This window comes from Pseudomonas sp. JR33AA (genome assembly GCF_021378985.1).
Taxonomy (GTDB): Bacteria; Pseudomonadota; Gammaproteobacteria; order Pseudomonadales; family Pseudomonadaceae; genus Aquipseudomonas; species Aquipseudomonas alloputida.
In genome coordinates this window covers 126,039-139,037 of the sequence record NZ_JAJSAW010000002.1, presented here as the reverse complement: position 1 = coordinate 139,037, position 12,999 = coordinate 126,039, and the positions used below count along the sequence as shown (strand labels likewise).

Genomic DNA, 12,999 nt, shown 5'->3' with positions numbered 1-12,999 from the left:
GTAGCTGAATACCTACGGGGCAGGCTCCGGTTTTCCCTTTCGCAGGAGGATCGGAACATGCTGGTAATTGGGCGCGAAGTTGGGGAGGTCATCATGATTGGTGATGACATCCGGATCGTCGTGGTGGAGACCCGGGACGGCGTGGTGCGCTTTGGTGTGGATGCTCCGCGCGAGGTGCCGGTGCATCGGGCCGAAGTTCACAAGCGCATCAAGGAGTCCAAGCAGAGCAAGGCCTGAAGAGGCCTGGCCTGCTATTCGAGCAGCTCGCGGGGCACATCATGCTTGGCCAGCAACTGGCACTGCTGGCTTTCCAGGTCGAAAAGGATGAACGCCTGGCCTTTGGCCAATGCCTGGCGTACCCGCAGCACACGGGTTTCCAGCGGGGTGTCGTCGCCGTTGTCGGTGCCGTCGCGGGTGACGAAGTCCTCGATCAGGCGGGTCAGGGTTTCGGCTTGCAATTGGTCGTAGGGGATCAGCATGGTCGGGTGGTGTCTGAAATAGGTGTGGGCATGCTACGCGAAACATTGGAGGTGTTGGGGCCGCTTTGCAGCCCCAAGGGCGTTCAGCCTTTGTTTCCGACCAGGCTGTCCACGGCCGGTACCCGCGTGTCGCTCTCCATCTGCGCATCATGCTCCAACTGGTGGCTGAAGCGCTCGAGTGACGCATTGGCCGGCTGCGAGTCGCTGGCAAACACTGGAGGGCTCAGCAGGTAGGCTGACAGCAACCGGCTCAGCGCTGCCAGGCTGTCGATATGGGTACGCTCGTAACCATGGGTGGCATCGCAACCGAATGCCACCAGTGCGGTACGAATATCGTGCCCGGCAGTCACCGCCGAATGGGCATCGCTGAAGTAATAGCGGAACAGGTCGCGCCGCACAGGCAAGTCATGGTCGCCGGCCAGTTTCAGCAGGTGCCGGGACAGGTGGTAGTCGTAAGGCCCCGACGAGTCCTGCATGGCCACACTGACCGCATGCTCGCTGGAAGCCTGCCCAGGCGCCACCGGGGCGATGTCGATACCGACGAACTCGCTGACGTCCCAGGGCAGAGCGCCGGCTGCACCCGAGCCGGTTTCCTCGGTGATGGTGAACAGCGGGTGGCAGTCGATCAGCGGCTGGCGGCCGCTTTCCACCACGGCCTTCAATGCCGCCAGCAATGCGGCGACGCCCGCCTTGTCGTCCAGGTGACGTGCGCTGATGTGGCCGCTTTCGGTGAACTCGGGCAACGGGTCGAAGGCGACAAAGTCACCAATGCTGATACCCAGTGCCTCACAGTCGGCGCGGGTGGCACAGTAGGCATCCAGACGCACTTCCACATGCTCCCAGCTCACCGGCATCTGGTCGATGGCGGTGTTGAAGGCATGCCCGCTGGCCATCAGCGGCAGCACGCTGCCACGGTACACGCCGGTATCGGTGAATACACTGACCCGGCTACCTTCGGCAAAGCGGCTGGACCAGCAACCCACCGGTGCCAGCGCCAGGCGGCCGTTATCCTGCAACTGGCGCACGCTGGCGCCGATGGTGTCGAGGTGGGCCGACACGGCGCGGTCGGGCGAGGTCTGCCGGCCCTTCAGCGTGGCGCGGATGGTGCCGCGGCGGGTCAGCTCGAAGGGGATGCCCAACTCATCCAGGCGCTCGGCGACGTAGCGCACGATGGTGTCGGTGAAGCCGGTGGGGCTGGGGATGGCGAGCATTTCCAGCAGCACGCGTTTGAGGTAGTCGAGATCGGGTTCGGGGTGTTGCTCGGACATGGTTGGGGACTCCTTTTCTCCTGTGCCGGCCTCTTCGCGGGCAAGCCCGCTCCTACAGGGACAGCGCTGCCTTCAAGGGCGGTGATATCCCTGTAGGAGCGGGCTTGCCCGCGAAGAGGCCGGCACGGGTTTACGCCAAAGGCCGGCTATGGGGAAACAGCAGGTCGATAAAACGCTCGGCCGTGGGCTGCGGTTCATGGTTGGCCAGGCCAGCACGTTCGTTGGCCTCGATGATCACGTACTCCGGCTGCCCGGCATCACGCACCATGAAGTCCAGCCCCACCACCGGAATTTCCAGTGCGCGTGCCGCGCGCACGGCAGCATCGGCCAGCACCGGGTGCAGGCGTTCGGTGACGTCTTCCAGGGTGCCGCCGGTGTGCAGGTTGGCCGTGCGCCGCACGGCCAGGCGCTGGCCGGCCGGCAACACGTCGTCATAGCCAACGCCTGCTGCGCGCAAGGTGCGCTCGGTTTCGTCGTCCAGCGGAATGCGGCTTTCGCCACCGGTGGCGGCCTGGCGGCGACGGCTCTGGGCTTCGATCAAGTGGCGCACGCTGTGCGTGCCGTCGCCCAGCACCTGCGCCGGGTGACGGATAGCGGCGGCCACCACCTCGTAGCCGATCACCACGATGCGCAGGTCCAACCCGGCATGGAAGCTTTCCAGCAGCACGCGGCTGTCGAACTGGCGGGCGTGTGCCACGGCGCGGGTGATGTCGTCGATGCAGGTCAGGTTCACCGCCACGCCCTGGCCTTGCTCGCCATCGACCGGCTTGACCACCACCGCGCCATGCTCTTCGAGAAACGCCAGGTTGTCATCGGCATTGCCCGCCAGCTGTTGCGCGGGCACCTGCAGCCCAGCGTTGTGCAGGGCGTGCTGGGTCAGGCGTTTGTCCTGGCACAGGGTCATGGTCACGGCACTGGTCAGGTCGCTGAGCGATTCCCGGCAGCGAATGCGCCGCCCGCCCAGGCTCAGGGTGAACAGGCCGCCAGCGGCGTCATCGACCTGCACTTCGATGCCTCGGCGTAGCGCCTCGTCGACGATGATCCGAGCGTAGGGGTTGAGGTCGGCTTGCGGGCCGGGTCCGAGGAACAGCTGCTCGTTGATACCGTTCTTGCGCTTGACTGCGAAGGTGGGCAGGTTGCGAAAACCCAGTTTCTGGTACAGGCGCTTGGCCTGGCGGTTGTCGTGTAGCACCGACAGGTCCAGGTAGGCCAGGCCACGGCTCATGAAGTGTTCGATCAGGTGGCGCACCAGCACTTCACCCACGCCGGGGCGGGTGCAGTGTGGGTCCACCGCCAGGCACCACAGGCTACTGCCATGCTCGGGGTCATCGAACGCCTTGGTGTGGTTCAGGCCCATGACGCTGCCGATCACCGAGCCGTTGTCTTCGTCCTCTGCCAGCCAGTACACCGGGCCACCCAGGTGCCGGGGGGTAAGCAGCTCGGCGTCGACGGGTAGCATCCCGCGCGCCTGATACAGCGTGTTGATCGCCTGCCAGTCGGCGGGGTTCTGTGCCCGGCGCACGCGGAAGCCGCGAAATACCCGCTGCGCCGGGCGGTAGTCGGTGAACCACAGGCGCAGGGTGTCGGACGGATCGAGGAACAGCTGCTGTGGGGCCTGGGCCAGCACCTGCTGCGGTGCGGCCACGTACAGGGCGATGTCGCGTTCGCCCGGGTGCTCGTCGAGCAGGTCCTCGGCCAGGGAAGCCGGGTCGGGGTAGGTGTGGCCTATCAACAGCCGGCCCCAGCCGCAGTGCACGGCGCGCGGCTGGTCGTGGGGCTGGCTGCCATCGCCGGCCAGGCGCGCTTGCAGGCGCTCGTAGGACGGCGTCTGGCCGCGCAGCAGGCGCTGACCATAAGCGATTTCATGGGCTTTCATCGGTCAGATTCCTTGTTCGCTCAGCCACAGGTTCAGCGCCGCCAGTTGCCACAGCTTGGAACCGCGTAATGGCGTCAGCTGGCCGTGCGGGTTGCTCAGCAGGCGGTCGAGCATGGCCGGGTTGAACAACCCTCGATCCTGGCTGGGGTCGGTCAACAGTTCGCGTACCCAGCCCAGGGTGGCACCTTCCAGATGCTTCAGCCCCGGTACGGGGAAGTAACCCTTCTTGCGGTCGATCACCTCATGCGGGATCACCCGTCGCGCCGCCTGCTTGAGCACCTGTTTGCCGCCGTCGGGCAGCTTGAAGCGTGCGGGAATGCGTGCCGACAGTTCCACCAGGCGGTAATCGAGGAACGGCGTACGCGCCTCCAGGCCCCAGGCCATGGTCATGTTGTCCACCCGCTTGACCGGGTCGTCGACCAGCATCACGGTGCTGTCCAGGCGCAGGGCCTTGTCCACGGCAGCCGGTGCGCCGGGGCCCGCGAAGTGTTCGCGCACGAAGTCGCCGGCGGCGTCGGTTTCCAGCAGCCAGGGGGCCTGCACGGTGTCGCGGTATTCGGCGTGGCTGCGATCGAAGAAGGCGTCGCGGTAGGCCGCATAGGCATCGTCGGCGCCGTCCACCTGCGGGTACCAGTGGTAACCGGCGAACAGCTCATCGGCACCCTGGCCGCTCTGTACGCCTTTGCAGTGCTTGGCCACTTCCCGCGACAGCAGGTAGAACGCGATGCAATCGTGGCTGACCATCGGCTCGCTCATGGCGCGGAACGCGGCCGGCAACTGGTCGATGATCTCGTGTTCGGCAATGCGCAGTTGGTGGTGGCGGGTGCCGTAATGCCGGGCGATCAGGTCGGAGTACTGGAACTCATCGCCGCGCTCGCCGCCGGCGTCCTCGAAGCCGATGGAGAAGGTCGATAGGTCGTCCACCCCCACTTCGCGCAGCAGGCCGACCAGCAGGCTGGAATCGACCCCACCGGACAGCAACACACCCACATCCACAGCAGCCCGCTGGCGGATGGCTACGGCGTCGCGAGTGGCATCGAGCACGCGAGTGGTCCAGCCTTCCAGGTCCAGATCACGCTCGTCGGGGTGGGGGCCGTAGTGCAGTTGCCACCAGACCTGGCGTTCCACTTCGCCATGCCGGTCGATGCGCATCCAGGTGCCAGGCTCCAGCTTCTGCACGTTGGCCAGCAGGGTGCGCGGTGCCGGTACCACCGCGTGGAAATTCAGGTAGTGGTTGAGTGCCACCGGGTCGAGCATCGGGTCGATGTCGCCGCCCTTGAGCAGTGCCGGCAGGGTCGAGGCAAAGCGCAGGCGCTCGCCGTTGCGCGACAGGTACAGGGGTTTGACACCGAGACGGTCGCGGGCCAGGAACAGGCGCTGGTTGTCGCGCTCCCAGATGGCCAGGGCAAACATGCCGTTGAGCTTGGGCAGCAGTGCTGCGCCCCAGGCGTGGTAGCCCTTGAGCAGCACCTCGGTGTCGCCGTCGGACCAGAAGCTGTAGCCCAGTGCCTGCAGCTCCTCGCGCAGCTCGGGGAAGTTGTAGATGGCGCCGTTGAAGGCCAGGGACAGGCCCAGCGTGTTGTCGACCATCGGCTGCGCCGAGCCGTCAGACAGGTCCATGATCTTCAGGCGCCGGTGGCCCAGGGCGATCGGGCCCTGGCTATGGAAGCCCCAGGCATCCGGGCCACGCGGGGCCAGGTGATGGGTAATGCGCTCTACCGCAGCCAGGTCGGCTGGGCGAGGGGCTTGGTCGATGGGGGTGAAACGCAACTCTCCTGCTAATCCGCACATAAGTCCTTACCGGTTTTTCCGTTGGGGAGGTGATGCCCCGGATTAGGGCACCTTAAGGAACTGACCTATGTGCTTTGTGAGAGTTTTAGAACAATCTGTTATATGAGGTTGAGGTGGTAGGTTATTGCCTGGGGTATTGTGGCGTTGCAGAAATCGAGCGCCGCGCGGGCGGCGCTCGATCTTCCAGGCGCAACAAATGCAATGACATACGCCCGAAGCAATCACTTCCCCCGAATCAACCGGCGCAATCCAAACCGGTTCGGATGACAAGCCTCCGCCACCGCCCGCGGCAATGGCAACGGTTCCCCACTTACCCAGGCCGCCACCAGTTCGCCACTCAACGGCGCCGTGATCAGCCCGCGTGAGCCGTGCCCGCTGTTTACATACAACCCGCCCAGCCAAGGGCAGGGCACATCCGGTACCTGCCGCGCATCTCGGCCCAGCACCGCATAGGCTTCGGCAAACGCCTGGCCGTCGGCGATCGGCCCGACGATCGGCAGGTAATCCGGGCTGGTGCAACGGAACGCCGCGCGCCCTTGCAATTGCTCAGGGTTCAGCTCCGCCACGCCCAGGCGCTGGGCCAGGTCAGTGGAAATCTCATCCAGCAGCGCCAGGTTGCCCTGATGCTCGGCCACTGTCGGCGCAAGGTCTTCGCTATGGAAGTCAAAACTTGCACCCAGCGTATGTTCACCCTCGCGCGGCGGTGCCACATAGCCCTCCGCGCACACCACGGTGCCGAGTGCCTGGCTGCTGGCGGTGGCGGGCAAGCGGGTGATCTGCCCACGGATGCGCTTGAGCGGTAACTGGGCGCAAGGTTCGAAGCGCAGCACATCCGCCGCACCGGCCAGGACCACCACGGGAGCGCTGGCTAACAGCTGGTCGCCAGCCCAGGCCTGCCACTGTTCACCCACTTTGCGCAGTTCGAGCACTTCCTGGTGGGTCACCAGGTGAATACCAGGGTGCTGTAACTGCTGTTGGCACAACGCTGGCGGGTGCACCCAGCCACCTTCGGGGTAGAACAACCCGCCGCCAGGCAACGCCACGCCGGCGATGGCTTCGGCCTCGGCGCGTGCCAGGCAGTGCAGCAAGCCATGGTCGAAAGCGGCAGCCAGCTTGCCCTGGCGTTCAGCCTCCTTGCTGTCGAAGGCCAGTTGCAGCACCCCGCACGCATCCCAGTCACGGCCACGCTGCAAGCGCTGCAGCTGGCGCCGGGTGTAGCCGAACCCGGACAGGATCATCTGCGAGAGCGCGGTGCCATGGGCAGACAGCTTGAGGTACAGCACCCCTTGCGGGTTGCCCGAAGCTTCCTGGGCCGGGGCTTCGTGGCGCTCCAGCACGGTAACCTGCCAGCCGCGCCGGGCCAGGCTGGCGGCGCTGCTGCTGCCGGCAAGCCCGGCACCGATCACCAGTGCCTCGCGCGGTCCCTGTGTCACAGCGGGGCGCGCGTACCATGGCGCGCATGGCCCGGGCAGGGGGCCGACGTAGGCGCCGCTCATCACCTCCCACTTCTTGCCGATGCCTGGCACCTTCTTCATGGCAAAGCCCGCTTCGACCAGGCTGCGGCGTACCCAGCCGGTGGTGGTGAAGGTGCCCAGCACCGTGCCCGGGTGCGATAGCCGCGCCAGTTGCGCAAACAGCTCCGGGGTCCACATGTCGGGGTTCTTGGCGGGGGCGAAGCCGTCGAGGAACCACACATCGATCTGCGCATCGAGTTGCGGCAGCTGTTCCAGCACATCGCCTATCAACAGGGTCAGGGTGACCCTGCCATCGGCGAAGGTGAACTGCTGAAAGCCTGGGTGCACTGCCACGTATTGCTCCAGCAGTGGCTCGGTGTAGGCGGCCAGTTCAGGCCACAGGCGCACTGCGCGGGCCATGTCGGCGTGGCCGAGGGGGTACTTTTCGACGCTGACGAAGTGCAGGCGCGCGTCGCGGTGTGCGTGCTGGTCGAACAACTGCCAGGCGCAGAAAAAATTCATGCCGGTGCCAAAACCGGTTTCGCCGATCACCGTGCAGGCGTGCGGCGCCAGGTTGGCAAAACGTTCGGCCAGGCGGGTCTGGCCGAGGAACACGTGCTTGGTTTCTTCGATGCCTTCGTTGACTGCGAAATAGACGTCGTCATATTGCCGCGAATGGGGGCGGCCCTGGTCGTCCCAGTCGATCTGGGCGTGCTGGAGGAGGGTGGGCATGGTTGGCTCGGTTGCAGCGGATGGCGGGATTTTATGCCATCCGCATCACCTATGGGGAACGGGTTTAGCCGCGAAGAGGCAGGTACAGACAGAAATGAAATCCGCTAGTCTTGCTTATCCATTGAAGGAGCCAGTGCATGTTCGAATCCGCCGAAATCGGCCACAGCATCGACAAGGAGGCTTACGACGCCGAGGTACCCGCTTTACGCGAGGCCCTGCTCGAAGCCCAGTACGAACTCAAGCAGCAGGCGCGTTTTCCGGTGATCGTGCTGATCAACGGCATTGAAGGCGCCGGCAAGGGTGAGACGGTAAAACTGCTCAACGAGTGGATGGACCCGCGCATGATCGATGTGCTCACCTTCGACCAGCAGACCGACGAAGAGCTGGCCCGCCCACCCGCCTGGCGCTATTGGCGGGCCTTGCCACCCAAGGGGCGGATGGGGGTGTTCTTTGGCAACTGGTACAGCCAGATGCTGCAGGGGCGGGTGCACGGGGTGTTCAAGGATGCCGTGCTCGATCAGGCCATTACCGGCGCCGAACGCCTGGAGCAGATGCTTTGCGATGAAGGTGCGCTGATCATCAAGTTCTGGTTCCACCTGTCCAAGAAGCAGATGAAGGCACGGTTGAAATCGCTCAAGGACGACCCGCTGCACAGCTGGAAGATCAGCCCGCTGGATTGGCAGCAGTCGCAAACCTACGACCGCTTCGTGCGCTTTGGTGAGCGCGTGCTGCGCCGCACCAGCCGCGACTATGCGCCATGGCACATCATCGAAGGGGTCGACCCGAATTACCGCAGCCTGGCGGTGGGGCGCATTCTGCTGGAAAGCCTGCAAGCCGCGCTGGCCAATAATCCCAAGGGCAAGCACCAGGGCAACGTGGCCCCGTTGGGCCACAGCATCGACGACCGCAGCCTGCTTGGCGCCCTGGACATGACCTTGCGCCTGGAAAAGGCCGACTATCAGGAACAGTTGATCACCGAACAGGCCCGTCTGGCCGGCCTGCTGCGTGACAAGCGCATGCGCCGGCACGCCCTGGTGGCGGTGTTCGAAGGCAACGACGCCGCCGGCAAGGGGGGCGCCATCCGCCGCGTAGCGGCGGCGCTGGACCCGCGTCAGTACCGTATTGTGCCGATTGCCGCGCCTACCGAAGAAGAGCGCGCCCAGCCGTACCTGTGGCGGTTCTGGCGGCACATCCCGGCACGGGGCAAGTTCACCATCTTCGACCGTTCCTGGTATGGCCGGGTGCTGGTGGAGCGGGTGGAAGGCTTCTGCAGCCCCGCTGACTGGATGCGTGCCTACAGCGAGATCAACGACTTTGAAGAGCAGTTGGTGGATGCCGGGGTGGTGGTGGTCAAGTTCTGGCTGGCGATCGACCAGCAGACCCAACTGGAGCGCTTCGAAGAGCGTGAGCAAATTCCGTTCAAACGCTACAAGATCACCGAGGATGACTGGCGCAACCGCGACAAGTGGGACGACTACTCCCAGGCTGTGGGCGACATGGTCGACCGCACCAGCAGCGAGATTGCCCCTTGGACGCTGGTGGAGGCCAATGACAAGCGCTGGGCGCGGGTGAAGGTGCTGCGCACCATCAACCAAGCGCTGGAAGCGGCGTTTGCCAAGCACAAGAAATAGCCGAAGGTGGTGTTGCCTGTTCTGGCCCTTTCGCGGGTAAACCCGCTCCTACGACGCGCGCTGTAGGAGCGGGTCTACCCGCGAAGAGGCCAGCACAGGCAACACCTCCCCCAGCCATGCCCCAAAAGAATGACCTGATGAATTCTTTTCTCGGCACTCTCCACCGTCCCCGTCCTCCAACCCCGTAGAATTCAACAACCCCCACCACGGGCTTGATCGAGGATTTTATGCACACCACTTCTGGCCGCTGGGGCTATGGGTTGTTCCTGGCACTTCTGACGGCGCTGCTCTGGGGCATCCTGCCGATCAAGCTCAAGCAGGTGCTGCAAGTGGTCGACCCGATCACTGTCACCTGGTACCGCCTGCTGGTTTCCGGCGGCCTGCTGTTTGCCTGGCTGGCGGCTCAGCGGCGTTTGCCGTCCGTACGTAAACTGGCGCCCAAGGCCAAGGGCCTGGTGCTGGTGGCCGTGCTCGGCCTGATGGGCAACTACGTGCTCTACCTGATCGGTCTCAAACTGCTTAGCCCGGGCACCGCACAACTGGTGGTACAGATCGGCCCGGTGCTGTTGCTGGTGGCCAGCGTGTTCGTGTTCCGCGAGCGCTTCAGTGTGGGGCAGGGCTTGGGCCTGTTGGTGCTGCTGGCAGGGTTTGGCCTGTTCTTCAACCAGCGCCTGGAAGAGCTGCTGACGTCGCTGGGTACCTACACCACCGGCGTGTTGACCATTTTGCTGGCGACCAGCATCTGGGTGTTCTACGCCCTGAGCCAGAAGCAGTTGCTGACGGTGTGGCACTCGCAGCAGGTGATGATGGTGATCTACCTCAGCTGCGCTGCGTTGCTGACCCCTTGGGTGCACCCGCTGGAGGCCTTGCAACTGACCCCGGTGCAAGGCTGGCTGCTGCTGGGCTGTTGCCTGAATACCCTGGTGGCATACGGCGCGTTTGCCGAAGCGCTGGCGCACTGGGAGGCCTCACGGGTAAGTGCGACGCTGGCGCTGACCCCGCTGGTGACCTTCGTTGCGGTGGCGCTGGCGGCGTTGGTCTGGCCTGAATATGTGCATGCCGAGGACATCAATGCCCTGGGCTATGTGGGGGCGGTCACAGTGGTGTTCGGCTCGGCGCTGGTGGCGCTGGGGCCCTCGCTGGTGGCGGGTTGGCGGGCCCGCAGGGCGCGGTTGGCCTAGGTCTGTCGATTGCTGTACCGGCCCTTTCGCGGGTGAACCCCGCACCTGCAATGGATCGTCTCTCGGCGTAGGAGCGGGTTCACTCGCGAAAGGGCCGGTACAGGCTACAGAACAGTCAGCCCTTGCCGCCCGGCGCCAGCATGTTCTCCGGCCGCACCCACTGGTCGAACTGCTCATTGGTCAGGTACTTCAGCTCCAATGCAGCCTCGCGCAAGGTCTTGCCCTCGCTGTAAGCCTTCTTGGCAATTTCCGCCGCCTTGTCATAGCCGATATGCGGGTTCAGCGCCGTCACCAGCATCAACCCGCGCTCCAGGTGCGCGGCCATCTGCTCGGCATCCGGCTCGATACCCGCCACGCAATGCTGCTGGAAGTTGCGGCAACCATCGGCCAGCAACTCGATGGATTGCAGCAGGTTATGGATGATCACTGGCTTGAACACATTCAGCTGCAAATGCCCCTGGCTGGCGGCAAAGCCGATGGCCGCGTCGTTGCCCAGTACCTGGCAGGCCAGCATCGACAGCGCTTCGCACTGAGTGGGGTTGACCTTCCCCGGCATGATAGAGCTGCCGGGCTCGTTGGCGGGCAGGCGCACCTCGGCCAGCCCGGCGCGCGGGCCGGACCCCAGCAGGCGCAGGTCGTTGGCGATTTTCATCAGGGCCACGGCCAGGGTCTTCAGCGCCCCGGCCAGGCTGGTCAGCGGTTCGTGGCCGGCGAGGGCGGCGAACTTGTTCGGCGCGGTGATGAACGGCAGGCCAGACAGGGCCGCCAGCTCGGCAGCGATGGCCTCGGCAAACCCGTGCGGGGCGTTCAGCCCGGTGCCCACGGCAGTGCCGCCCTGGGCCAGTTCGCACACCGCCGGCAGGGTGGCGCGGATGGCGCGCTGGGCGTAGTCGAGCTGGGCGACGAAGGCCGACACTTCCTGGCCGAAGGTAATCGGCGTGGCGTCCATCATGTGCGTGCGACCGGTTTTCACCAGCTGATGGTGACGCATCGACAGCTCGGCCAGCCCCGAAGACAGCTCGGTGACGGCCGGCAGCAGCTTTTCATGCACTGCCTGGGCTGCCGCAATGTGCATGGCGGTGGGGAAGCAGTCGTTGGAGCTCTGCGAGCGGTTGACGTGGTCATTGGGATGTACTGGCGCCTTGCCGCCACGGCCTTTGCCGGCCAGTTCGTTGGCGCGCCCGGCGATCACCTCGTTGACGTTCATGTTGCTCTGGGTGCCACTGCCCGTCTGCCAGACGACGAGCGGAAACTGGTCGTCGTGCTGGCCATCCAGCACTTCATCGGCGGCCTGTTCGATCAGCCGGGCAATGTCGGCCGGCAGGTCGCCATTGCGGTCGTTGACGCGCGCCGCGGCCTTCTTGATCAGTGCCAGGGCGTGCAACACCGCGAGTGGCATGCGTTCCTTGCCAATGGCGAAGTTGATCAGCGAACGCTGGGTCTGCGCACCCCAGTAGGCGTCCTCCGGAACTTCGACCGGGCCCAGGCTGTCTGTCTCGATACGGCTCATTCTGTACTCACTCCTGTGTAGTTCGAAATCGCAGTTTAGGCCCTGATTCGACCGAGCGGTTCCGTCGCTCGTCGTGCCACTTGAGCACATCGCCACCACGGCGCAGAATGCTCTACTCTGAGGTGCCCGCCTCCCTCTTTTTGAAGGAAATGCAATGACCCGTCTCCGTGTCCTTTGTGCCGCCGTTGCCCTGGTTTGCGCCAGCGGCCAGGTACTCGCTGCCACCGCCAGCCACAACGCTGCTGCCGAGAAATTCCTGACCCTGGCCAACGCCGACAAGCTGGGCACCCCGGTGTACATGCAAGTGCAGCAGATGTTCGCCCAGCGTTTCGCCCAGACCAAGGCCCCGGCCGCCAAGCAGCCCGTACTGGAAAGCTACCAGGCCAAGGCCAATGCCGCGCTGGACAACGCCATTGGCTGGAACAAGCTGAAGCCGAAGATGGTCGACCTGTACACCCAGACCTTTACCGAGCAGGAGCTGAAGGACCTGGTCAAGTTCTACGAGTCGCCGCTGGGCAAGAAAGTGCTGCGTGAAATGCCCAAGGTCACCCAGCAGTCGGCGCAGCTGACCCAGCAAAGCCTGGAGCCCGCAGTACCGGTGGTGAACAAGCTGCTGGAAGACATGACCAAAGAGCTGGACCCGAACGCAGGCAAGGCCGCCGCCCCTGCGAAGAAGTGAGTACGCAGCAATGACTATGCAACAACGTATCGAACAGCAACTGGCCGCGCTGGCGCCGCAACACCTGCAAGTGCTCAACGAAAGTCACATGCACAGTCGTGGTCAGGAGACCCACTACAAAGCCGTGATCGTCAGTGAGCAGTTCGCCGGGTTGAACAGCGTCAAGCGCCACCAGAAGGTGTACGCCACCATGGGTGAGCTGATGGGCGAGATCCACGCCCTGGCCATCCACACCTACACCGCCGAAGAGTGGGCCAAGGTCGGCGTTGCGCCGGCCTCGCCGGTGTGCGCCGGCGGCGGGCACTGAAACCTTTCTGTTGTTCTGGTAGAATCCTGCAAAATCCGGGGGCCGCTTTGCGGCCCTTTCGCGACACAAGGCCGCTCCCACAGGAACCGCA

General features: G+C 64.7%; 11 protein-coding genes. 5 read left to right on the top strand and 6 right to left on the bottom strand.

Features of this window, described 5'->3' with window-relative positions; all coding sequences use genetic code 11:
- Positions 1-57: 57 nt before the first annotated feature.
- The gene (gene csrA / locus LVS58_RS03905) at positions 58-237 is read left to right on the top strand and encodes a carbon storage regulator CsrA (RefSeq protein WP_233689963.1); all 180 of its coding nucleotides are present in this window, start codon (positions 58-60) and stop codon (positions 235-237) included.
- 14 nt (positions 238-251) lie between these two features.
- Here the strand turns inward: csrA and LVS58_RS03900 are convergent, their stop codons facing one another.
- From LVS58_RS03900 to mnmC, 5 genes are all read right to left on the bottom strand, one after another.
- Complete coding sequence (locus LVS58_RS03900) at positions 252-479, bottom strand: YheU family protein (protein WP_004575803.1); 228 nt, start codon at positions 477-479, stop codon at positions 252-254.
- Between the two features lie 83 nt (positions 480-562).
- Complete coding sequence (locus LVS58_RS03895) at positions 563-1,747, bottom strand: osmoprotectant NAGGN system M42 family peptidase (RefSeq protein WP_233689962.1); 1,185 nt, start codon at positions 1,745-1,747, stop codon at positions 563-565.
- A gap of 130 nt (positions 1,748-1,877) precedes the next feature.
- Positions 1,878-3,623 (bottom strand): N-acetylglutaminylglutamine synthetase, encoded by a 1,746-nt coding sequence (gene ngg / locus LVS58_RS03890; protein ID WP_233689961.1) that lies wholly within the window; start codon positions 3,621-3,623, stop codon positions 1,878-1,880.
- Positions 3,624-3,626: 3 nt separating this feature from the next.
- On the bottom strand, positions 3,627-5,414 hold the full coding sequence (locus LVS58_RS03885) for an N-acetylglutaminylglutamine amidotransferase (RefSeq protein ID WP_233689960.1): 1,788 nt from the start codon (positions 5,412-5,414) through the stop codon (positions 3,627-3,629).
- A 221-nt stretch (positions 5,415-5,635) separates the two neighbouring features.
- The gene (mnmC, locus tag LVS58_RS03880; RefSeq protein WP_233689959.1) at positions 5,636-7,600 is read right to left on the bottom strand and encodes a bifunctional tRNA (5-methylaminomethyl-2-thiouridine)(34)-methyltransferase MnmD/FAD-dependent 5-carboxymethylaminomethyl-2-thiouridine(34) oxidoreductase MnmC; all 1,965 of its coding nucleotides are present in this window, start codon (positions 7,598-7,600) and stop codon (positions 5,636-5,638) included.
- Positions 7,601-7,737: 137 nt separating this feature from the next.
- On the opposite strand from mnmC, the gene pap reads away from it, so the two are divergent.
- A complete protein-coding gene (pap, locus tag LVS58_RS03875; RefSeq protein ID WP_233689958.1) occupies positions 7,738-9,231 on the top strand; it encodes a polyphosphate:AMP phosphotransferase in 1,494 nt (497 codons plus the stop codon).
- 227 nt (positions 9,232-9,458) lie between these two features.
- On the top strand, positions 9,459-10,412 hold the full coding sequence (locus tag LVS58_RS03870; RefSeq protein WP_233689957.1) for a DMT family transporter: 954 nt from the start codon (positions 9,459-9,461) through the stop codon (positions 10,410-10,412).
- 115 nt (positions 10,413-10,527) lie between these two features.
- Here LVS58_RS03870 and LVS58_RS03865 read toward each other — a convergent pair whose 3' ends face one another.
- Positions 10,528-11,922, bottom strand: a complete 1,395-nt coding sequence (locus tag LVS58_RS03865) for a class II fumarate hydratase (RefSeq protein ID WP_233689956.1) — start codon at positions 11,920-11,922, stop codon at positions 10,528-10,530.
- 154 nt (positions 11,923-12,076) lie between these two features.
- On the opposite strand from LVS58_RS03865, the gene LVS58_RS03860 reads away from it, so the two are divergent.
- Both LVS58_RS03860 and LVS58_RS03855 read left to right on the top strand, forming a co-directional pair.
- On the top strand, positions 12,077-12,601 hold the full coding sequence (locus LVS58_RS03860) for a DUF2059 domain-containing protein (protein ID WP_003252642.1): 525 nt from the start codon (positions 12,077-12,079) through the stop codon (positions 12,599-12,601).
- A 10-nt stretch (positions 12,602-12,611) separates the two neighbouring features.
- The gene (locus tag LVS58_RS03855; protein ID WP_003252644.1) at positions 12,612-12,908 is read left to right on the top strand and encodes a BolA family protein; all 297 of its coding nucleotides are present in this window, start codon (positions 12,612-12,614) and stop codon (positions 12,906-12,908) included.
- The last annotated feature ends 91 nt before the right edge of the window (positions 12,909-12,999 follow it).

Excerpts from the sequence above, each read along its gene's own strand:
- pap (WP_233689958.1), top strand. The coding sequence starts at position 7,738 with ATGTTCGAATCCGCCGAAATCGGCCACAGCATCGACAAGGAGGCTTAC.
- ngg (WP_233689961.1), bottom strand. The coding sequence starts at position 3,623 with ATGAAAGCCCATGAAATCGCTTATGGTCAGCGCCTGCTGCGCGGCCAG.
- LVS58_RS03870 (WP_233689957.1), top strand. The coding sequence starts at position 9,459 with ATGCACACCACTTCTGGCCGCTGGGGCTATGGGTTGTTCCTGGCACTT.
- LVS58_RS03855 (WP_003252644.1), top strand. The coding sequence starts at position 12,612 with ATGACTATGCAACAACGTATCGAACAGCAACTGGCCGCGCTGGCGCCG.
- LVS58_RS03895 (WP_233689962.1), bottom strand. The coding sequence starts at position 1,747 with ATGTCCGAGCAACACCCCGAACCCGATCTCGACTACCTCAAACGCGTG.
- LVS58_RS03860 (WP_003252642.1), top strand. The coding sequence starts at position 12,077 with ATGACCCGTCTCCGTGTCCTTTGTGCCGCCGTTGCCCTGGTTTGCGCC.
- LVS58_RS03865 (WP_233689956.1), bottom strand. The coding sequence starts at position 11,922 with ATGAGCCGTATCGAGACAGACAGCCTGGGCCCGGTCGAAGTTCCGGAG.
- csrA (WP_233689963.1), top strand. The coding sequence starts at position 58 with ATGCTGGTAATTGGGCGCGAAGTTGGGGAGGTCATCATGATTGGTGAT.
- mnmC (WP_233689959.1), bottom strand. The coding sequence starts at position 7,600 with ATGCCCACCCTCCTCCAGCACGCCCAGATCGACTGGGACGACCAGGGC.
- LVS58_RS03900 (WP_004575803.1), bottom strand. The coding sequence starts at position 479 with ATGCTGATCCCCTACGACCAATTGCAAGCCGAAACCCTGACCCGCCTG.
- LVS58_RS03885 (WP_233689960.1), bottom strand. The coding sequence starts at position 5,414 with ATGTGCGGATTAGCAGGAGAGTTGCGTTTCACCCCCATCGACCAAGCC.